This is a genomic window from Marinospirillum celere, assembly GCF_900112235.1.
Classification (GTDB): Bacteria; Pseudomonadota; Gammaproteobacteria; order Pseudomonadales; family Halomonadaceae; genus Marinospirillum; species Marinospirillum celere.
Window position 1 is genome coordinate 135908 of record NZ_FOLH01000001.1, and the last position, 22554, is coordinate 158461.

The 22554-nt window shown below is 48.4% G+C and carries 13 protein-coding genes and 1 pseudogene; 3 read left to right on the forward strand and 11 right to left on the reverse strand.

The window, feature by feature from the left end; translation table 11 throughout:
- Positions 1 to 171: 171 nt before the first annotated feature.
- Complete coding sequence (locus tag BM185_RS00635; protein WP_143089453.1) at positions 172 to 2610, forward strand: EAL domain-containing protein; 2439 nt, start codon at positions 172 to 174, stop codon at positions 2608 to 2610.
- Positions 2611 to 2635: 25 nt separating this feature from the next.
- Positions 2636 to 2791, forward strand: a complete 156-nt coding sequence (locus BM185_RS14570) for a BLUF domain-containing protein (RefSeq protein ID WP_143089454.1) — start codon at positions 2636 to 2638, stop codon at positions 2789 to 2791.
- A gap of 325 nt (positions 2792 to 3116) precedes the next feature.
- On the opposite strand, the gene BM185_RS00640 is transcribed toward BM185_RS14570, so the two are convergent.
- The 9 genes and pseudogenes from BM185_RS00640 to BM185_RS14905 form a co-directional block, all read right to left on the reverse strand.
- Positions 3117 to 3485, reverse strand: a complete 369-nt coding sequence (locus BM185_RS00640) for a response regulator (RefSeq protein ID WP_218149355.1) — start codon at positions 3483 to 3485, stop codon at positions 3117 to 3119.
- Positions 3486 to 3517: 32 nt separating this feature from the next.
- Positions 3518 to 7138, reverse strand: coding sequence for a response regulator (locus BM185_RS00645; RefSeq protein WP_091957770.1), 3621 nt, complete (start codon positions 7136 to 7138; stop codon positions 3518 to 3520).
- Positions 7139 to 7155: 17 nt separating this feature from the next.
- Complete coding sequence (locus tag BM185_RS00650; RefSeq protein WP_091957773.1) at positions 7156 to 10140, reverse strand: PAS domain-containing protein; 2985 nt, start codon at positions 10138 to 10140, stop codon at positions 7156 to 7158.
- A 23-nt stretch (positions 10141 to 10163) separates the two neighbouring features.
- Positions 10164 to 10574 (reverse strand): CZB domain-containing protein, encoded by a 411-nt coding sequence (locus BM185_RS14995; protein ID WP_425434190.1) that lies wholly within the window; start codon positions 10572 to 10574, stop codon positions 10164 to 10166.
- A 15-nt stretch (positions 10575 to 10589) separates the two neighbouring features.
- Positions 10590 to 11255, reverse strand: a pseudogene (locus BM185_RS15000) (methyl-accepting chemotaxis protein); the annotation flags it as partial.
- Positions 11256 to 11766: 511 nt separating this feature from the next.
- Entirely contained in the window at positions 11767 to 12033 is a 267-nt protein-coding gene (locus BM185_RS00660) for a TIGR03643 family protein (protein WP_091957780.1), read from the reverse strand.
- 35 nt (positions 12034 to 12068) lie between these two features.
- Positions 12069 to 13385, reverse strand: a complete 1317-nt coding sequence (locus BM185_RS00665; RefSeq protein WP_091957782.1) for an ABC1 kinase family protein — start codon at positions 13383 to 13385, stop codon at positions 12069 to 12071.
- A gap of 69 nt (positions 13386 to 13454) precedes the next feature.
- Positions 13455 to 14981, reverse strand: coding sequence for a cryptochrome/photolyase family protein (locus tag BM185_RS00670; RefSeq protein WP_091957785.1), 1527 nt, complete (start codon positions 14979 to 14981; stop codon positions 13455 to 13457).
- Positions 14974 to 15138, reverse strand: coding sequence for a DUF2256 domain-containing protein (locus BM185_RS14905; protein WP_091957788.1), 165 nt, complete (start codon positions 15136 to 15138; stop codon positions 14974 to 14976). The genes BM185_RS00670 and BM185_RS14905 overlap by 8 nt, the downstream gene beginning before the upstream one ends.
- On the opposite strand from BM185_RS14905, the gene BM185_RS00680 reads away from it, so the two are divergent.
- Entirely contained in the window at positions 15133 to 16677 is a 1545-nt protein-coding gene (locus BM185_RS00680; RefSeq protein ID WP_143089455.1) for a 3'-5' exonuclease family protein, read from the forward strand. The two genes, BM185_RS14905 and BM185_RS00680, sit on opposite strands and share 6 nt — an antisense overlap.
- On the opposite strand, the gene BM185_RS00685 is transcribed toward BM185_RS00680, so the two are convergent.
- Positions 16674 to 19655 (reverse strand): response regulator, encoded by a 2982-nt coding sequence (locus BM185_RS00685; RefSeq protein WP_245751642.1) that lies wholly within the window; start codon positions 19653 to 19655, stop codon positions 16674 to 16676. The two genes, BM185_RS00680 and BM185_RS00685, sit on opposite strands and share 4 nt — an antisense overlap.
- A complete protein-coding gene (locus BM185_RS00690; RefSeq protein WP_091957797.1) occupies positions 19655 to 22522 on the reverse strand; it encodes a PAS domain-containing protein in 2868 nt (955 codons plus the stop codon). Before BM185_RS00690 ends, BM185_RS00685 begins: the two co-directional genes overlap by 1 nt.
- Positions 22523 to 22554 lie beyond the last annotated feature (32 nt).

Consider the following 22554-nt stretch of genomic DNA (forward strand, 5'->3'; position numbering starts at 1 on the left):
TTCAGTTTCAGAGCTAGACCCTGTACTGCTATGGGTATTGTTTTCTATGCGGAAGCTATACAATAGTTGCTAGGGTGGGGGCTAAATAAGCTTTGATGTAATTCAAAAGAATCTTTATCATGGGTGCACTTAACTCCTGAAGATGCAATTGCACAGAAAATCAAGGCACACATGCTTAAGCTGCTGGCCCACAAAAGATTGCTGAGAACCCTGTTGTTTTTGCAGGGATTCTGGCTTGCTGTCATCCTGGCTTCGCTAGCTTTCAATATCTCTAGTGCCCGCCAGGATATGCTGACAACGGCTGAAGCCGCAGCTCAGGCGACCATTAGCCGCGATCTCAGTATCCGTAACTGGGCCGCCGACAAGGGTGGTGTTTATATTCCACCCACGGATACCACGCCCCCCAACCCCTACCTCCAGCATCCACGGCGTGATCTCACCACGCAAGAAGGGCTGGAACTGACGCTGATCAATCCGGCTTACATGATGCGTGACCTCCAGGAGCAGGCACCGGATCTCTATGGCGTGCAAACCCGACTGATCAGCCTTAACCCCTTAAACCCAGTTAATCAGGCCGACACCTGGGAAGCTGCGGCACTCCAGGAGTTTGCACAGAAACTGGATCCGATTAGCACAGTTGCCGACTTCGAGGGGCAACCCCATTTACGCAAGATTCAGCCCTTTGTGGTTGACCCTTCATGCATGAGTTGCCATGCCCATCAGGGTTACCAGATTGGTGAAATACGCGGCGGTATTAGTTCGACTGTACCCCTTGCGCCTTATCTAGCACGTTATGCCAGTAGGAAAAATGAGCTTTACCTGACTCACCTGGGGGTTTGGTTCCTGGGCTTTGTTGGCTTATCGGCAGGGTTCTTTAGAGAAAGAGAGAAAGAAAAACAACGTCACCGATATGAGCAGCAGCTGGAGCTGGCTGCAGAGGTTTTTGATAATTCCTATGAAGGGATTTTAATTACCGATGCCCAGGCTCGTATTGTTAATGCCAATCAGGCTTTTGAGCGAATTTCTGGTTACTCAAAAGAGGAGCTGCTGGGCAAAAACCCGCGCATTCTGAACTCGGGTCGCCAGAGCCCCGAAGTCTATCAGGCCATGTGGCAGGCACTGAATGAGCAAGGCCACTGGGAAGGTGAATTTTGGAATCGCAACAAGAGCGGTGAGATTTATGCCGTCAACTTGACGATCAGTGCCCTCTATGATGATGAGCAGCCTCGGCAAGTGAGAAACTACCTGGCTTTAATCTCTGATATAACACGCCTCAAGGATAATGAAACCAAGCTTGAGCGCCTGGCTCACTATGATATTTTGACGTGTTTACCCAATCGGCTGCTGCTTATTGAGCGGCTGCAACAAGCCATTCTTGATGTCGACAACAACAGGCATTTTTTGGCTGTTGCTTTGCTGGATCTGGATGGCTTTAAAAGCATCAATGAACAGCATGGCCATGAAATCGGCGACAGGTTCCTGCTGGAATTAACCAGGCGACTGGTGGCCCAGGCCAAGGGTAGCGATATTCTGGCCAGAGTGGGTGGTGATGAGTTTGTTCTGGTGCTGAATCCGCTCGTTTGCAAGAGCGATAGCGAGCCTTTGCTGAATGAGTTGCTCCAGGTTATTGCGGATACTTACATTGTTGACGATTTAGTGCTTCAGGTTACGGCCAGCATAGGTGTTACCTTCTACCCAACAGATTCAGCTGATGCTGAGCAGTTGCTTCGCCATGCTGATCAGGCGATGGCGATCGCCAAACAGGAAGGCAAAAACTGTATTAGTTTTTTTGACCCCCAGGAAGATAAGTCCCTGCGCTACCTCTATGCACAGGGTAAAGAAGTTGAAAAAGCCCTGCAGCAAGGTGAGCTGGTACTCTATTATCAACCTAAAATTCACTCGGGTAACCATCAAATCATCGGCGCTGAAGCCCTGATTCGTTGGCAGCATCCTGTAAAGGGATTGCTGGCCCCTGGACAGTTTCTGCCAATCATTCAAAATCACCCGGTGATGTTAGAGGTGGGTCGTTGGGTGATGCAAGCCGCCCTGCAGCAACTGGATGCGTGGCAGGCTGCCAATATCCAATGCCCCTTGAGTATTAACCTGCACTCAGCCCAGATTCAGGAAGAAGGCTTTTTGGATGAGCTGCAAGAGCTATTGGATGGTTACCCACAAGTCAATCCGGCGAGCCTGGAAATTGAAGTTCTGGAAACCACCGCTGTAGTAGATATGCTCACGGTATCCCGGGCCTTGCAAGGCATTCGTAAACTGGGTGTGCAAATCTCGATTGATGATTTTGGTACCGGCTACTCATCCTTAAGTTATTTGAAGCACCTACCGGTTAATACTTTGAAAATCGATCAAAGCTTTGTGCGTGATCTACTGGATGACTCTGATGACTTGGCCATCGTTCAGGGGGTTATCAGTATGGCCGCCGCCTTCAAGCTAAAAGTTATTGCTGAAGGGGTAGAAACCCGTCTGCATAGTGTGAAGTTAATGGAACTGGGTTGTGTGCAAGTGCAGGGCTATGGTGTTTCCAGGCCACTGCCCGCAGAAGACTTTATTCTCTGGCGGGAAGGCTGGTTGAAAGAACCCCTGTGGCTGCAGTAACACTAACTGCTTTGGAGCTTTGCCCATGAAAGATCTTTTATCGCTACTTTATGTCAGCAATGCTTGGCCCATGACAGACACTGACATCCAGGCTGTTCTGGAGGTTTCTCGATCCAATAACCTCAAGGAAGATATTACCGGGTGCTTTGCTCTGGTGGTGGACGTTTCATTCAAGGTCTAGAGGTGCCCTAGCAAAATGTTCTGGGAAGCTACTTGCGAATTTTGGAAGATGAGCGCCACACCGACTGTCTTCTTATTGGAGTTGCGCCCCTGAAGGCGCGTAATTCAAAGACTGGTCAATGGGCTACATCCACGCTAGTGAAACCGTTATTCTCGAACGAAAAAAGCTGCTGGTAAGTTACCTCGAAAATCAATTCAAAGGAACTGAGCTGGTTAACCAGATACGGCGCTTGCTGCACCTAATCACCAAAGAGTGATTTAAAGTCCTGGAGCCCGCTTTGTAGTTTCTCCTCTGCACTCTTGAATTGAAATGCCTGAATAGCTGTTTACAAACCAGCTAATTCCTTATTCTGCCCACTTTTGTCTGCTAATTTCTGCAAGGCCTGGAATGAACTAATGCTCCAAAGCTCTGGCGTGCCAAAGGCTGAAAGAGTCGCGGCTGTTTTCTTCGGATATGCCAATACCGGTATCTTCAACGGCCAGTCCATGTCCGGCATCATCACATCCAGCAAAATCAAATCAGGGCGCTGATCTCCCTGAGCAATCTTGAGTGCTTGTGGCCCACTGGTTGCCACCACCAGATCATAGTCTTTTGACAGCAGGCTCCCCAAAGCATGCAGGTTGGAGGGCTGGTCATCAACCAGCAGTAAGCGAAAGCGAAAACCCTGTTCTGGGTGCATAGAAGTTTTAGACATTGTCCGCCTCCCTATGGATGTTTGATATCAGTTTAGCGCACACAAACTTGATTGCGACCCGCTTTCTTGGCCTCATAAAGGGCCTCATCCGCCTGTTTAAGGAGCTCTGCTTCAGAAAGCTCACTGGCTAAAGCCGATACCCCGCCAACACTCAAGGTGACCCGTGGGGCAACCTGGGAATACTCATGGGGGTAATCAAGCTGTTCGACGGCCAGGCGAAGGTCTTCGGCGACCTGCTTAACACCCTCAAGATCCGTTTCTGGCAGCAGAGCAATAAATTCTTCACCGCCATAACGAGCCAGGAGGTCGCCGGGGCGCTTGATCACCGCTTGCAGGGCAGCCGCCACCTTGATTAAACACTCATCGCCCTTGCCGTGGCCATAGTGGTCATTAAAGGGTTTGAAGAAGTCAATATCCATCATGATCAGGCCCAGCGGCTTACCACTTCTGGCCAGACGACTTGCTTCGCGCTTGAGGGTGCTATCAAAAAAACGGCGGTTGGCAATTTGTGTCAAACCATCAAGATGTGACATGTCTTCCAACAAGTCCGTCTTCATTTTCAGGTTCATATGGTTGCGGATACGCGCCTTGACGATGGCTGGGTGAAAAGGCTTGGCAATGTAATCCACGGCCCCCAGGTTCAGGCCCTTTTCTTCATCCTCTGCTTCACTCAGTGCACTGAGGAAAATTATGGGCAGATTGCTGGTTTGGGGGTCATGCTTCAGCTCACGGCAGACTTCATAGCCATCCATTTCCGGCATCATGATATCCAGCAGAACCAGGTCGGGTGGCGCTTTGCTGCGGGCTATTTTTAGGGCACGATGGCCAGAGTTGGCGACCTGAATGCGATAATCATCTTTTAACTGGCTGGCTAATACCTTGATGTTGGCTGGCTGATCATCCACGATCAAAATGCTGGGCTGCTTTTTCTCTAGCGGGCGCTGCTCCCTGGCTGTTGTGGGATTGGCTTGCTGCTGGGGCGCTGTAGCTGCCAGCGTTGTTTGGGGGCGTGTTTCCAGCCAGGGCTTCAGGGCTGCAAACAACTGCTCACCCGTGAAAGGTTTGCCAAGATGGTCATTCATGCCAGCTTTGAGCGCCTTCTGGCGGTCTTCAAATAGCGCTGCGGCTGTCAGGGCAATAATTGGCAGGTCAGGAAATTCCTGACGGATCTGGCGGGTCGCCTCATAGCCATCCATGACCGGCATTTGAATGTCCATCAGCACCAGATCGATGCCACCGGCCTGCACGGCCTCAACTCCCTGTTGGCCATCTTCGGCAATCTGAACCTGCAAGCCCATTTGTTCCAACTGTTCCTGCACGACCTGTTGGTTGATGCGGTTATCTTCGACCACCAGCACCCGCTGGCCTAAGAAGATATCCCCAGCTCCTGTTCTATGCACTGGTTTTTGCAGATGATTCAAGGCGTTATAAAGGTTGGAGCGCTGAATCGGTTTGGCCAGATAGGGGATGCTGTCATCCTCTTCCATGATTTCCGCACGGTCATGTGCGGATACCATTAGCAAGGCCGGTGTCTGGACGTTTTCTGGCTGGGTTTCGAACAAGGCTTGAATTTTATGCAAGGCACTTAGACCATTCATGCGCGGCATTTCCCAGTCCATCAGGATCATGGAAAGTACACGTCCTTGCTGAAGGTCTTGCTCAACAATATCCAGGGCCTGGTAACCGTCTTCGGCTTCCAGAACCTCATAACCCCAGGTTTGCAGAATTTCGCGTAGTACGGCCCGAGCAATGGGCTGGTCATCAACCACCAGTGCACGACATACCGGAGTGCTACAGCTAGGAACAGCTTCAAAGCTGGATGAGGTTTCAACGATGGGTAAAGCCAACTCAAAAGAAAAGCAGCTGCCTTCGCCCAACTGGCTTTGCAGCTGAATACCCGAGCCGCCCATCAACTGCACCAGGCGCTGGCTGATGACCAGGCCCAACCCAGTGCCACCAAATTTGCGGGTAATGGAATCATCGGCTTGCTGGAAGGCCTGGAAGAGGTGTTGCTGCTGCTCGTTACTGATTCCCACGCCCGAGTCACGCACACTGAATTTCAGGGTCAGGCTCTGTTCATCTTGTGCCTGCTGGCTGATGGCAACTTCCACAAAACCCTGCTCGGTAAACTTAATGGCATTGGCGGTTAGGTTTGTGAGCACCTGTCCCAGGCGTAACGAGTCCCCCTTGAGGTAACGCGGAAGATCGGGCTGCAGGTTAACAATCAATTCCAGGCCCTTGCGGCTGGCTGGCAGGTCAAACAGAGTGACCAGGTGTTGCCCAACGGCATCCAGCTCAAAAGGCACCTGCTCCGTGGTGAGCTTACCGGCTTCAATTTTGGAAAAGTCCAGCAGATCATTAACAATTCCGAGCAAGAGCCTGCCGGAACGATAAACTTGTTCCAGGCGCTGGCTGGACTGGCGGTTCATTTTTTCTTCAAGCTGCAACTCGGTCAGACCCAGGATGGCATTCAAGGGCGTGCGGATTTCATGGCTCATATTGGCCAAAAACTGGGATTTAGCCTTGTTGGCCGCTTCTGCCTGCTCTTTGGAAGCACGGAGCTCCTGGCTTTGTTGTAGTTGTTTCTCAAACAGGATATTGAAGGTGCGCACCAGAAAGCCCACTTCATCATCCCGCTCGATGGCTAGTGGTTGAAAGTCGTCACTCGTTACCGGACGCTCGGCCAGGGCTCTGGCTGCTGACTCCAGCGGCTTAAGGTGGCGGCGAATAAAATAGCTGGAAACCAGGCTGCCGAGGATTAATAAAGCCAGGGTGGCCAGGCTGATCACCCAGATCAGCTGCTGGGTTGCCGTCAGCAAACCCTGGGCAGGCAAGGAGTGGACGACCTGCCAATCCATATTTTCCAGGCGAGTGGAAGTAAACACCTTCTGTTCGCCATCACTAGCCTGAATCAGCCCTTGATGCTGACCTGTCGCCAGAGCTTCCAGCAGCTGCGTTTGTCCCAGGTCGTTTAAAGGCTGCATCACATGATCAACTGCGCTTGATGTTATTACTAGGTCAAGTGAGCGATCCAAAACATACAGGTGCCCATGTCCACCAAGCGTTTCTCGGGCAACCTCTAGCATTAGATTATCTTGTGCCAACAGGATTGACCCAAATACACTTCCTACAAAAGCGCCTTGATCATTCAGGATAGGTGTATGAATCAAAAACATTGCTTCATTACTACTGCGACCGATAAAAGGAGGGGAGATAACCGTTTTACCTTCACGCACCTTCATATAATGATCTCTGACATGCATATTCAATCCAACACGGCCTTCGCCGGCGGGAGAATCAGCTATAACTATCCCTTCTTCATCAACGACCATCAGGCCGTTGTTGTAAAACTCATGCAACATAATGCGCGAGTCCAGCACCTGCTGAATTTGCTCAAGACCATGCAGAGTGTGACCATCATGCAACTGGTTGACCAAGCGCTCCAGGGTTTCCTTGCGCTCTTTAAGATCACTATCCATACGCTTGGCAACCAGCTCGGTAAAGCTTTGCTGATGGCTAATGGCGCGCTCCTGGCTGGCATCATAAATCAGAAAATCAACCAGTAAGGCCAGGGTGACGGCGACAACCAGAATGGAGGCGATATTGATCCATAGCAGGCGTTTGCTGAGGGCACTACGGTAGGGTTGGCGCATGCAGGGTTCCGGGTCGTTTATAAGTCGGTTATTAAACGCTGGCACAAATGCAGCGCTTGATCATAGTCGAAGTTATCCAGCGCACTGACCAATTCCAGCCAGGTTGCCTGGTATAGGCTGCCTTGAAAAGCCTGATCCATCTCCTGCAGCCAGGCCTCATCAATAAACTCACTTTGCCGTAGGGCTTCGCGCAAGTGCTCGAGCTGTTGAAACAAATCCGTGCTGGACTTTTGAGGACCGAACTGAACTGAACAGCTGTTCTGCGACGGTTGCTGACTTTCTTCCAGGTAAGCAGCGAGCTCAACCTGAAGTTGATCCAGCGCCTGCTGGAAAGTTTGGATAGCCTGGTGACTGGGTGCCTGCTGTTTCTTCAGCAAGGCATCCAGATGAGTAGCCTGCTCGGCCAGGGGTGGCAGGCTGAGGTTGCCAGCCACGCCTTTTAAACTGTGGGCCAGTTTCTGGGCCGTTAAAAAGTCTTCGGGTGAACTCTGGTCATTCAAGTCTTGAAGCTGATCGACCAAAGGCCGGTAGTCTTTTTCCAGTTGCTCGGCAAACTGGCTGAGCAGGCGTGAGTAGAGCGCCTGATTACCACCCAATAAGGCCAGGCCTGCGCCAGGGTCAATATTTTGCCAATGAGAAGGCCATTGGGATTTATCTGTAGTTGGCTTCATGGGTGCATCCAGCTGCATATATTGCTTAACCACCTGGTACAAGGCCGGTGTTTCGATTGGCTTGGCCAGGTGGCCATTCATGCCTGCATCCAGAGCTTTTTGCTTGTCTTCGGCTAGGGCTGCAGCGGTTAAAGCGATGATGGGCGTGATGTTGTTGCGAGTACGCAGCGCCCGGGTGGCTGCATAACCATCCATGACGGGCATTTGAATATCCATCAGAATCAAGTCGAAGCTCTGAGCAGAAGCTGCTGCAACTGCTTCTTCACCATTTTCGACCAGAGTGACCTCCAGTCCCATGCCTTGCAACTGGGCCTGGGCAACTTCCTGGTTGATTGCATTGTCTTCAGCCAGGAGAACACGACCATGGATGGAAGCCAATTTTTCTGCAGTGAAGGAGAGGCTTTCACTGAGCGTGGCTTGCTCAGCAAGGGTGCAGGGCACCAGGGGTAACTCAAAGTTAAAGCAGGAGCCTTGATTAAGTTGGCTTTGCAAATAAATACCCTGTCCACCCAGGGCTTCTACTAGCCGTTGACTGATGATTAAGCCTAACCCTGTGCCGCCATGTTGACGAGCGATAGAACTGTCAGCCTGGGAAAAAGCCTGAAACAGTTTTTTCTGCTGTTCCTGGCTGATACCCATGCCGGTATCTTCAACAACAAAAGTGACCCAGTGCGTTTGATTTGGATCGCTTTGTTTTAAACCCAGTGTAACGCGTACCTCACCCTGCGCAGTGAACTTGATGGCATTACCCAAAAGATTGGTAAGAATCTGCCGGATTCGCAAGGCGTCACCATGATAGGCCTGGGCTACTTCGTCAGTAACCTCTAGGTACAGGCGTAAACCCTTGTCGGAAGCTGGCTGGGCAAAGAGACTATGCAGTTCATCCAGTAACTGGGGCAGAAAGAAAGGCTGGGGGTCAATGAGTAGCTTGCCCGCTTCGATCTTGGAGAAATCCAGAATATCGTTAAGGATGCCCAACAATAAGCGCCCGGACTGATTGATCTTGCGTAGTTGATCGCGCAGGCGAGTAGGATCTTTTTCGCGGGCACCCAGTTCACTGAGGCCGATAATGCCATTCATGGGGGTGCGGATTTCATGGCTCATGTTGGCCAGAAAATCCGATTTAGTCTGGCTGGCTAAATCGGCTTCACGCCTGGCCTTTTCAAGTGCCGCCTCAGTTTCTTTAATGCGAGTGATGTTGAAGTGAGTGCCCATCATGAATTTGGGCTGGCCCGATTCCGTGTAATTGGTCACCTTGCCTCGGCCTTGTATCCAGGTCCAGTCACCCTGTTTGTTCTTAAGCCGAAATTGCGCTTCAAAACTTTGCTGCTGAGCCATCTGCTGCTCAATAACTGCGAAAGTTTGTTCACGATCATCTTTGTGTATCAGCTCTTGAAACGCCTCCAGGCTCATGGGGAATTCATGCGGCTGATAACCTAGCTGGATGAAGGCCTCATCAGACCAGTTCATTTCGTTGGTGAGCAGATCCCAACTCCAGAGCCCAGTATCGGTAGCTTCCATGGTCAGTCGGAAACGAGCTTCGGTTTCCTCCAGGCGAAGCTGCTGGGTTTTGGCATCGGTAAAATCGGTAATATAGCCATGCCAGAGGGTGGAGCCATCACTCAGGCGTTCCGGCTGTGCTTGGCCCTGCAACCAGCGCTCTCCCTTGCCCGGTAAAAACACCCTGTACTCGGCACTCCAGGTGGAGAGTTCTTGAGCAGACTCTTCAATGCTGGCAGCAATTTTCGGCAGATCGTCCGGGTGTACAACACTAAAAACCGGAGTAGCATCCTCACTCACATCAGAAGGCTTAACGCCATACACTTTTTCTAAAGAAGGGGTGGCAAAAGGAAAGTTGCTGCTACCATCAGGGTAAAGACGGTATTGATAGAGTACTCCTGGCACGTTGGCAGCCAGGCGGTTAATATTGGTTTTCAGTTCATAGTCTTCGGTAACATCGGTATGGGTGCCGACCACACGCAACGGGCGACCGTCTTGATTCCAGGAAAAGACCTTGCCACGATCTAAAATCCACTTGTAACTACCGTCCTTACAGCGAACCCGGTGGGTGTTCTCATAAAGCGGTGTTTGCCCAGAAAAATGCCGTTCAAGATTAGCATAGGCAGCGTCCTTGTCTTCCGGGTGAATGCGCGAGTCCCACTCATCCAGCGAATCACCCACCTCATCTTCAGCATACCCCAGCATGGACTTCCAGGTTGGCGAGAAGTAAACCTTGTTGGTTTCGGCATTCCAGTCCCAGACCCCGGTTTGCGTGCCTTCCAATACAGCATGCCAGAGGTGTTCATTTTTCTGATCTGGGTTTGTATGCATTTGTTTCTCTTCTAATGATGGCTCTATCCCTGAACAATATCCTGTTCGAGCTGATCAAGGCACTGAACAACTTGCTGACTGGCATCCTCCATAGCTTCTAAAGCGGCTGCCATGGCTTCAAAGTCACCGTAACCACCGGCTTCCAAAGCTTGGTTGCCATAGGTATGGACGGCCTTGTGAGGCACATCCATATCCTGGAAGCTTTGCAGGTGTTGATATTTACGCGATCCATAGCCTTCAAAATACCATTTGCCCAAGCGACAGTTGCAGTGATCAACCATCAGTTCACTAAAGCGTTGTTGATAAATGCGTTGGTAAACCTCATTTTTCCAAACGGCATGATCCAGCTTTACAGTATTTAAAAAAGAAATGGTTGTGGTCTCATAGATCACTCTTTGCATGTGTTCAGAGCGACGAATGACTTCTCCAACCATGGCATCAATTTGATTGGATGAAGATGAAACTTCTTCTGCGCCGAGCAGGTTACCATCGACGCTCTTTTTTATATGAGTGGCCTGAGAAACAATGTCTGAAACCAAATGGTCAATTTGTTCACTGGCTTCTTTTGCCTTGTTAGCCAGTTGACGAACCTCGTCGGCAACAACTGCAAAGCCGCGGCCATGTTCGCCTGCTCGAGCTGCTTCAATAGCTGCATTGAGTGATAAGAGGTTGGTCTGGTCAGAAATTTCCTGAATACTAGAAATTAACTGCCCGATGCTCTGAGCGGTAGCTTCAAGCTTTTCTGCTTCATGTGAACTGCTGCTTGCTTGCTGTTTGATGCTTTCCGAACGGGTTTCAAGTTTACTAACTGCAGCACGTGTCTGAGAAAAAACATCGTCCAACAATTTTAGTGCTTTTCGCTCTTCAACTAGAGCTGCCGAGCTGGCCGCCATGCCCTCGCGAATTGTTTGCAGCATCACGCCGCCTCTTAAAGAAGTTGCCATACCTTGGGCTTGGCCGTGCTTTTGAGATTCCGCTTTCAGTGTCTGTAGCTCAGCATCTCTGGCTTGCAAGAGGTGATCCTTTTCAGCTAATTGCGCTTGGTATTCCTTGATCTGGCTATCCATCTGAGCCTTTAGCTCTCGCACTTGTTGTTTTAAGTGGGCGTTGAACATGGAAAACTAATCCTTTTGATGTTGTTTGCGTTTTTAATCAAAGCTTGAATTTCTGAACTATCTTTTCAAGCGGTTAGGCTCACTTCGCCAGAGAACAATGCTAATTCGTTAGCCGCTAGCGAAGGGGAAAGTTACGGAACACCTGGAGCTTTTTGGTCAGCTATTTTTGCACCATAGTAAGGCATTAAGTAGCTTAAAGAAATACCAATGTATATGAATGTAATAAAGTGTTAACGGATTCGGATTCTGCGTTCATGCAGTGAGTATCTAATTTGAAGGCAAGGGTAAAGAAACAGCCTTGCCCGATGGCGCCTGAGCTCCTCCGGGTGTGCAAAGTCGAATCGTTCGTTGGGTTTGCTAGTTCAAAATCTGGTTCTTGAAATTTTTATTATGAAAAAGCAGCCGCTGTCGTCAACCCTCCTGCACTGATTTCCTGGTGTGCTTAGATGCCTGCGGCGGTGGGACTCTTTACCGAGCTCATGAGCCACAATTTAAGTTGTAAGTAAGTTTGTCAGCGCTGTTTGTACTGGGTAGGGCAGTAGCCGCGACTTACTTCAGGACTACGAAGTTGAAGGTGTTTAGTGGCTCGGCCTGAAACGCGCTTGCGCCAGAGCTTAAAACTGCCAGGTTTAAGTGATTGGCGCATGAAGACTCGAACTTCTTTCTCGTTCAAGCCGAACTGCTCTTTTATAGCCTCAAAGGGTGTCCTATCTTCCCAGGCCATTTCAATAATTCGCGAACGTTCAGCTTCTGATAGGGTGGCTTTTTTAAAAGACATACTGTGCTCTTGATGTTAGAAAGTTGGCTAAAGCTCTAGTACTCAAGATAAGGCTCAGCAATTGCAGTGATATCCAATTTAACCCCTAGACGTTGTGCGAGTAAGAAAAGGCCAGCTAGCTTTCTGTGTAAAAGAAGAGCTTCGATGGGCGGTGCGTGCCAGTAATTTTGTTCGAAGCTAAGCTTTAGGCTGGCTTCTCTGAGCCGATCTGGAAGATTTGATGCTCCAAAGTCATAAAGTCCTGGCTGCGTAAGTGGTTCCGTAGCTAGATAAAATAGCTGTATAACCGAGGCCTTTTGGTTAGCTGTAGTATCGCTAGCAAAGTAGCCAAGGAGATGGGCTGCATGGCAGATGGCTGGCTCGTCTTTACTAAGGGCAGCTTTAAGTAGGTCGCGATATGCGATTGTAATCGGTTCAGGGTAGCGGTGCGCAGCTCCAAAGTCGATCAGACCCAGGCGCTGTGTTTCTGAATCAATAAGAAAGTTGGCGTAGTTAGGGTCAGTTTGGACATGTTTAAATTCGAAGAGCTCGCGGAAAAAAAGCTCGAAGAGGGCCCGAACCCAACGCTGGCGTTCTTCAGGATAACTGTTTTCAAGCTGCTCGATGGGGCTGCCCTGCAAAAAGCTCATAGCAAGAATGTTGCTCTTGCTCAATTCATAGTTTACTTCAGGTAGAATGAAATGATTTGTTTCGCTCAGAAGCTGCTTAAAAGTCTCCAATTGTTCGGCTTCATGCTGGTAGTCAGTTTCCAGCGTTAACTGAGCCTTGGCTTCCTTAAGCAGGGAACCAATATCCAGCTTTTCGGGTAAAAGACGGCTCCAACGCAACAAAGCTGCCACATTATCCAGATCACTTTCAATGCTTTGGATGACACCTGGGTACTGCACTTTGATTGCAAGGCACTGCCCATTTTTGGTTACGGCTTTATGCACTTGACCAATGGAAGCAGAGGCAAGAGGTTGATAACTGAAGAGCTTAAATTCTCTATGCCAATTCTTGCCCCAAGCCTGGGTAAGAACGGGCTCAAGTTGTGAGAGAGGCATGGAATGAGCGTCGTTACGCAGTCGAGCTAGAAGCTGAGCCAGTTCGGGCGGCATTAGATGCCCTGCATCCATAGACAATAATTGACCTAGCTTCATGGCAGCGCCGCGCATTTGTGACAAACGGTTACTGAGCCGAGACAGGTTGGCAGGTGTCAATGCCTGTTGCTGTAAGTCCCAGCTTTCACCCCTTCGCCAACGTCTTACCCCTTCGGTGACAATACTCCCAGCCATGCCGCCAGCCAAGCGACCAAGTTGGCTCATGCGGCTTAAGCGGCCAGAGTTTAGGCGACTCATAGGGCGGTTGGTCATTTTTAAACTCCATACTTGGCAAGGGTGGTTGGTTCTTTTACTCAATGTGAGTGGGCTATCTATTGATATCTACAGCTGATTAATCTTGCTCAAATAGGCCTCTGCGGTTTCCAAAATCAGGCTTTGTTGTTCAGAAGACATTTTTCGCCAGCTGGCATAGGGAAATTTCATGCGTGGGTTGGTCTGCAACTCAGCCTGATGACGCTGTAGAAAGTGCCAGTAGAGGCTATTAAAAGGACAGGACTTAGGGCCGGTTTTTTCATTCACCTTGTAATGACAGGCCTTGCAGTGATCGCCCATTTTGTTGATGTAGTTGCCAGAAGCAGCATAGGGTTTACTGGCCATCAAGCCGCCATCGGCATATTGACTCATTCCCCGAGTATTAGGCAGCTCCACCCATTCAATGGCATCAATATAAATACCCAGATACCAGGCATCAACCTGCTCTGGGTCCAGCCCCGCCAATAATGCAAAGTTACCGGTCACCATTAGACGTTGAATGTGATGGGCATAGGCAAACTCCAAAGATTGATCGATTGCCTGGCGCATACAAGCCATCTGCGTTTGCCCGTCCCAGAAAAAACTCGGTAAATCCCGGTTTGCCTGTAGATGGTTCAGCTGACCGTAATCCGGCATTTTTTCCCAGTAGAGCGCACGTACAAATTCGCGCCAACCGAGGATTTGACGAATAAAGCCCTCAACCTGCGCCAAAGTAATCTGCTGCGAGTTGGCTTGCCAGTGTTCTTCAGCTGAACGAATCACTTCCAGCGGATGCAGCATTTTAGTGTTTAAAGCAAAAGAGATGCGGCTGTGATAAAGGCTCCAGCATCGGCCAGTTAGTGCATCCTGATAGCGTCCAAAGTTAGGCAGGAGGCGTTGCAGGAAGTCGTCCAAAAGTATTAGCGACTCACTGCGTGTCACCGGCCAGATAAAGGTTTCTGCATCAATGCTACCCAGTGTTTTTAGGGCATGCCGCTGAATACGCTCGACAATGGGCTCGACATTGTGAGCAAACAGTAAGGGTTCGGGTGGCTGTAAGTCCTTGGGTAAGGCTTGGCGGTTGTCCTGATCATAATTCCACTGACCGCCCAGTGGCTGATGATCAGCATCCATTAACACCTGGTACTTTTTGCGTAGCTGCCGGTAAAAGTATTCCATGCGATGGTTGGGATACTCCTGCCAGGCATTTCTGCTGGTCAGAAAGTGCTCACTATCAACAGCCTGTACCGCTGCATTAAGCTGCTGGGCCAGTTGCTTCAGCTGTTGATCGAGGCGGTACTCATCCGGCAGCTGATACTCAAACACGCTGGCCTGGTGCTCAGCCATTTTAGCCTGGATAAGTGCAGGCAAGTCCTGATAAGCTTGAGTCGCATCCAGAGTCAAGTAATCGACTTGATGCCCAGCTTCCTGCAACTCCCTTACAAATTCCTGCATCGCAAGAAAAAAACCAACCAGCTTTTGGATATGATGAACAACATAACCCGCTTCCTGATGCAACTCAGCAATCAGGTAAACGACATCCTGGTTTTGTTGTTGAAACCAGGAATGGTTCAAATTCAGCTGGTCACCTAAAAGCAACCGAAGATTTTTAGCCATTAGTTTCTGCCTCTTGGTCGCAAGCACGCGCTTTGCCACGACAGGCTTTGCTGCAGTAGATGACTGCTTCCCAGTTGTTGCGCCATTTCTTGCGCCATGCAAAAGGTCGCTTACAGATCGGACAAACTTTTTCAGGTAAAAAAAGCTTTTTGTGCATGGCGACTCATTCTATTTTATTGTTACAGTATCGATACGATACTTATACCATAACGATGAGCAACTAGCTATGTCTGCTTCTAAATCCTTACCTTGTTCAACACTTCCTAAAATGGTTTTACTGTATTTGACAACAACAGGCCCGACGCTTTTGAAAGATCAAATTCTGGAGGTAAGCTTGGCAAGCATTGAAAAAGGTCAAATGCAAGAGCATTGGTATAGAATTATCGAACCGGAAAGTTTGTCGTCCAGTAGCATCTTTCAGTTGGGTATAACTACTAAAGATCTGGATCAAGCTATTTCCATTCAGCAGCTACAAAGCAAATTAGATGCTGTATGTGAAGACCAGTTAGTTGTTGGTTTCGGCCTTCGTGAGCAGTTAGCCTTTCTAAGAGCAGCGGGTATTCAGCTGAAGACAGGTCGAAGGCTTTGTCTGCAAAAAGCAGTCACCCAGTTGGAACCTAGCTGCTCAAAGAAGCAGGCTGGGCTTCTGGAATTGGCTGATTACCTAAAGCTTGTCGTTCTCCGTCCCTGGCGTGCACCTGATCGCCTGCTTATACTCTGGCAGCTGTTTCTCCGCTGGCAGAAACAAATCAACCAACAGCTTCCTGACTTGCTGAAGCAACAATATCAGGAACGCTTACTTCCTGTTCGCCTTAAGCCTGAGCAACTAAATCGTTTACCGGATACTCCAGGCGTTTACTTGATGTATCCTGCGTCTGACTCTTTAGGCAAACCGCCACTGCCTCTTTATATTGGGAAAAGCATTCACCTGCGAACAAGGGTTAAATCGCATTTCAGTGCAGACCAGCGTAGTAGTAAAGCTTTACGAATTGCTCAGAAGGTTCAGGCGCTTGACTGGGTAACTGCTGCCGGTGATTTGGGCGCTCAGTTGAAAGAAGCTCAGCTGATTAAGCAATTCCAACCATTGCTCAATAGACGGCTTAGACGACAAAAAAAGCTATTAACCTGGTGGCAACACAAGCCTGGCTCCCAGTTAAAGCTGGAGCCTCTTAACCTATGCCTAGGGTCGAAGCCTGGTCAAGCTTGGGGAATCTTTACAACGGCACGTCAGGCAAGAAAGAAACTAGAAAAAGAGTTAGAAGTCAATCGGCTCTGTCCATCTCTTCTTGGTATGCAAGATCATCAAAACGGCCAAGCTTGTTTTAATTATCAATTGGGACGCTGTCAGGGTGCTTGTTGCGGTAAGGAATCCCAAGAGGAACATCAAAAACGATTGGAAGCCTGCTTAAAAGACTGGCAATTCCATCACTGGCCTTGGAAAGGGGCGGTCTTGATTGAGGAAAAAGGTGCAGGTGGCAAGGAGTATCATTCAGTTAACTCTTGGCAGTACCTAGGCAGTGCGTCAACAGTAGTTCAAGCCTGGAAAAATTCTGAAGCCACGCCGGAGTTTTTTGATCCTGACACCTATCGTTTATTGAAAAGTGTCCTTCAGGACTTTTTTAAAGACGGTCTTTTAGGCCCAATGCAAAGCCAGGCTACTTGGCAAGGCAGTAGATTGAGGATATTAATTCACTAGTCCTCTGCTTTTGATTGAGGTTTGACTGTGCGTGTGCTTATTTCGTCAATCAACTGCTTTGGCGATAAGCGCGATTTTAGCAGTGCGGCTTCAACTGTATTGTACTCTTCTTGAGTCAAGTCTGAAGCTGACAGGATAACCACTTTTGCATTGGGGTGGCTGTGTCGGATTTCCGGTAACAAATCCCAGCCAGAACCGTCCGGCATGCCTAGGTCAAGGAGTATAAAATCAAAATCTTCTGTAGCTAGCGCTCTTCTTGCGTCTTTAAGGCTAGCTGCCATTTTAAAATTAACATGTTCACCTACCATACTGCAGATCACGTTATGCAGGTCGATATCATCTTCGACATGTAATATGCGCAGGTTTTGATGCTGATGTTCGGATAGGTTCTTTTGTACCAGATTCGTCAGGCGGCCCTGGTCAATTGGCTTGGTTAGCCAGTCAATGTTGAGTAGATCGCCATTGATTGCAAGCCTACCCTCTTCGATTTTGGCTGAAATGACAATAATAGGTAAGTGTGCTGTTTTTGGTTCACCTCGCAGCTGTTGAATAATATCTAGCCCACAGATATCTGGTAACGCAATATCCAGAGTAACGAGGTCATAAGACACTGTTTTTATACTGTTTAAGGCATCCTTACCTGTATAAGCAGTCTCCACTTCATAGCCTGCTTCGTTGAGCATTATGCTTAATAGATTAGCAACATCAGGATCATCCTCAACTATCAGTAAGCGAGGTTTCTTATTCTCTGTTGCTTGCGTAGTGACAAGAGAGCGATTAGTAGTGGATTGGTGCAAGGGTAATTCAAAGAAGAAGCGTGAGCCCTTGCCTTCCGTCGATTCAAAATCAATACGACCTCCCATTTTTTCAATCAGTTCGCGGGATATCGAGAGGCCTAAACCGGTTCCCTCTTTTGCTCGCGTATCTGAAGCATCTGCTTGAGCAAAACGCTGAAATATTTTGTCCCGAAATGAATCTGCAATGCCGGGACCTTTGTCAATAACGCTTACTGTAACCTTGTCACTGTCTGATTCGATGTCTAGTGTTACTTCCTCAAAATCAGGTGAGAATTTAATTGCATTGGAAATAAGGTTGGCGAGAACCTGCATCAAACGTTGGCTATCTACCCGAACCAGTGTTTCTGGAGTATTACCAGCGACTCTAAGCGTTATTCCGCGGTCGCTTCCATAGTTTCGGTGTGATTCTAGGGCCTGCTCGATTAAGGGCATCAAAAACTGAACTTTCATATCAAAATGCAATTTTCCTGCAGCAATTTTTTCAATATCAAGCAAATCATTAATTAAGTAGGATAATCGTTGGCTATTACGATAGGCTGTTGTTATTAAATTTTTAGCTTTCTCAGGCAAGTCACCAAAAGTGCCACCTACAATTAAGCCCAAAGCACCAGAGATGGAAGTTAGAGGAGTGCGCAATTCATGACTAACTGTAGAGATAAACTCACTTTTTAGCTTGTCTATTTGTTTTTGTTCAGTAATATCTTCGGCAATACTCAGGTAGCCAGTAACCTCATCTGCATCATTTCGCAAGGTGGTTACTACCAAAGATACGGAGATAGGATAACCGCTTTTGTGAAGATACGTCCATTCGCTCTTTTCTGAACCAAACTGGTCAGCTTTTTCAACAAATACTCTAAAGCCTTCAATAGGGCGCCCTAGCTCCTGACTTAGTCTTTCAGCGCGTTCCTCAATCTCGGCATCCAAATGCATTACGGCAGGGGTTTGTTTCCCTACCATTTCGCTTTCTTTGTAACCCAGCATCCTTTCAGCACCCCTATTGAAGGCAGTGATCAAACCCTCTGTATCAGTTGCGATTATGGATATTTCAGATGCTGAGTCCAGCACATTAGCCAAAAAGCGTTCTGCTTGACGCACTGCAAGATTGGCTGCTTTTTGTTCACTTGCTAGACGATTCATAGCCCGGGCCAAAGCAAAGACTTCAGTATTTCCTACTTCCTTGAAGTCATTTTCAATACGTCCCGCATCAGCCATTTCGTCAATGCGTTTTGTCATTTCTACCAGTGGCTGAGTCAAACTGCGAGCAACCCAGATACCCAGCGTTGCGATCAAAAGTGTTAAGGTTAGGGCGATAGATAAAAACTGAAGAAAAGCTTTGCGAGCTGGTGCTACAACTTCGCTGTAAGGAAGAGCACGTAATACAATCCATTTGGGAGAAGCTAACTGCATGCTGGCAACCAGGTATTGTTGTTCTTGATAGTTAACTAAGGAGCCAGGTGGTGTAAGCGACAAGGCCGCATCAACTAACGGGTCTTTCCCCTCTTCAGGAAGAGGTTGAGGTTTATTAAACCGTTCACGCATGGAGACAAATAAACGGTGTTCTGGGTCGATAATTAAAGTGGTAGCACTAGTTTTGGTTTCGACGCCCTTTGCCTCTTCTAGAAGCGGGGTGTTAGCAAGATCTAGTATGCCTCCTGCATAGGCAAGAATATCGCCATCGACAGATAGCACTGGATGTAAATAAGAGAGGAGTGGTAAGCCAGTTACACGGCCAAGAATTGGCTCAGAGATTACAGACTCTTTAGTTTCTTTAGCGCGGCGAAAATGTGGGCGATCTGCATAGTTAGTACCTAAGCGGCCTTCAGCAAATTGGCTTTCAGCAATGGCCGTAGCTTTGGAATCAAATACAATTAAGCCATCAGGAAAGAGGTCTTTGGCAACAGAGGGTTGACGCAAAAGATGTTGCATTGCCTCTTTGCTCAACAGCTCTCCATTCGCGTTTAGCAAGCGCGCTGCGAAAGCTTCTAAGCCAAGTACCCGATGTTGTTGTGTTAGCTCAAGCTCAGTGGACAGCCTATTTATTTCTGCAAGATTACGTTCAGTAACTACCAGCTCGTAGTTAGCTACTTCCAGTTGATAGACGGTTAGCAGCATACCAGCAACCAAAGTGCAGCTAGTCACCAGAACGAGAAGCATAATGCGCAAACTCAGTGACAGGTTCATCAGGAAGCTTCCCTTGGTAAGAGGATGAAAAACTCACCACCACCGTCTTTGGCATCACGATAACCCACTTTGCCGTCAAGTTGCTGACAGATTTCGCGAGTAATAGCTAAGCCCAAGCCGCTACCTGGGAGCTTACGGGTATCACTACTATCAGCTTGAGAAAAACGCTTAAATAGCTGGTGGCGAAAGAGAGGGTCGACACCAGGGCCTTTATCTCGCACAGCTATTTCAACCTGGGCTTCTTTTAGTTGAACCTTTAATTCAACAAACTCGGTTTTAGGTGAAAACTTAATCGCATTAGAGAGGAGGTTCGTGAGGGCCTGTATCAAGCGTTGGCCATCAACATTGACCTGACAAGTTGGTAAGGGTTTAGAGTATCTAACGCCAACCTGGTGCTGTAAAGCATAGCTATTCATGGAGTCCACAGCTTCGCCAATCAAAGGTGCAAGTGGCTGACTAGTAAGGTGCATGGGCATTTTACCAGCGACCAGTTTTTCCATATCCAGCAGATCATTAATAAGCGCAGTTAAACGCTGTGCATTACGATCAGCGGTGCTGAGCAGTGTTTTTGCTTTATCTGGAAGTGAACCTGCTGCCCCACCAATCAATAACAGTAGTGAGCCGCTAATCGAGGTTAATGGGGTGCGCAGTTCATGACTGACGGTAGCAATAAACTGATCTTTCATTTTTTCCAGTTTGCGCCGTTCGCTAATATCTTCTATCAGCGACCAGATCACTTTGCGTCCATCTTTCTCCTGGCTGACCATGCCTTGTAAGCGTACTGGATAGCGGCTGCCATCTTTACGGATATACTCTTTTTCAAAAGGGCCATAACGCCCTCTAGCTATCATGCTAGCCAAAGCTTTTTCTTCTTCTGGAGCATATTCTTTTGGCGTAACATCCCAATAACTCAGAGATGTAAACTCATCGCGGGTGTAGCCAGTAGGTGCAAGCAGTGCATCATTTAAGTCAATAAACTTTCCAGTTTCAAAGTCATTGAGTGCGATGCCGATAGGAGAGAATTCGAATAAGCCTCGTAAACGTGCTTCATTTTGCTCCAGTGCAAGCCTGGACTCTTCTTGTTGATGAATATCCTGAAGGTATCCATGCCAAAGAGTGCTGCCATCAGCTAGTCTTTCAGGCTTGGCTTGACCAATAATCCAGCGATAGCCTTTATTCGCCTGCCTTACTCGGTAAGTTGCTTGCCAGTATTCGAGTGTATTGGCTGAGTGCTCTATGGATTCAGCAACGAATCCCATGTCATCAGGGTGTATGCATTGAAGCGCAGGACTAGCATCCTCAGCAGCCTGCTTTGGAGTTAAGCCATATAATGATTGAATTTGAGGTGAACTAAACGGGAAGGTCATATGGCCGTTAAGATATCTGCGAAACTGATAAGTAACTCCAGGGAGTTGAGCCATTAGCTTAGTTAGCCGCTCATTCACTAGGCTTTGAGTGAGGGTATCAGCCAACCAGTGTGCCAATAGGCGCACAAAGAGTTGCTCGCTTTCAGTAAAAGCTTCTGCGCGGGCTTGACTAGAAGAAAAGTTCAGAGTGCCGAAAGGTTTTCCTTCAACTTCAATAACTATGCCTGCATAGCTACCCAGAGGATTGGCTTGATAACAGGGATGGCTAAAAAGTTCGCTATGAAGAGGATCTTCAGTGTTGGCTATATACAGCTCTTTATCTTTAATTCTTTCCTTTGAAACCAGTAATTGGCACCAGGTCTGATCTAGAGAGAAACGTTGTCCTGCTTCTACTACCGTGCCTGCTTTGGAATTGACCCAGCGAGCTATATAGACTTCACCATCAATCTGGCTGAGAATAGCCATATCTGATTGCATGTATTCTCTGGCTACAGACAGGGCATAGTCGATTTTAGTGTCCAGGGATTCTTGCTTGGTAAAAGCGACTTCATTGAGTAAGACCAAAGCATCCTGGTGTTGGCTCAATTGGCTGGCTGTATTGTGTTCGCGCGTAATATCAACAATAAAGCCCTCAAGTACTTGGGGCAGGCCGGTGTTACTGTTTACACACTTTCCGTGTTCCTCAACCCACCGCCATACTCCGTCACGATGCTGAATGCGGTACTCCAGGCGCCATTCAAAATTGTCTGTCATCGCTTGAGTGACTGTTTCATAAACTCGTGAGGTATCGTCCGGGTGTATTAAGCTGGCATAAGTAATATGTTTGTTATCGATCAAATCCTCGGGAGTGTAACCGGTTATCTCGCTCACCTTTCCACCAATGTACAACATACTCCAGTGCTCATCTGCCAGGCAGCGAAAGGTGACTCCGGGCAAGTTTTCGATTAGGGATGCCATTTCATCCTGACTAGCCAATAACTCTGCTTCCAGGCCTGATGCAGCTCTCCGGCGAAACTCATCTGCTTGGACGAGCTCTTCCACCATGGCAGCATAATCGAGCAGTATTGCGGTTTGATCATCAGAAAAGCTTCTTGGTTTGGTGTCTATTAAGCAGAGGGTGCCAATAGGGTAACCACTAGAGGTGTAGATAGCTGCGCCAGCATAAAAGCGAATGTTAGGGGCGCCAGTTACCAGGGGGTTGTCAGCAAAACGAGAATCTTCCAAAGCATTTTCGACGATGAAAGGCTTCCTGGTAAGAATCGTGTGGCCACAAAAGGAAATATTTCGTGATGTTTCTTCGGCATCAAGACCTTGACGGGATTTGAACCACTGGCGATCTCGGTCAATTAGAGAAACGAGCACTATAGGTATGGAGAAGGCTTGGCGAGCAAGACGTGTAATCCGATCAAACCTCGGTTCAGCTCCAGAATCAAGAAGGCAGCTCTCATTCAGTGCTCTTTGGCGCTCGTGCTCATTCTTTGGAGTCGGTGGTGTTAGCATACAAGGCTTTCCCGTGTTAGAGCTTTACCGAG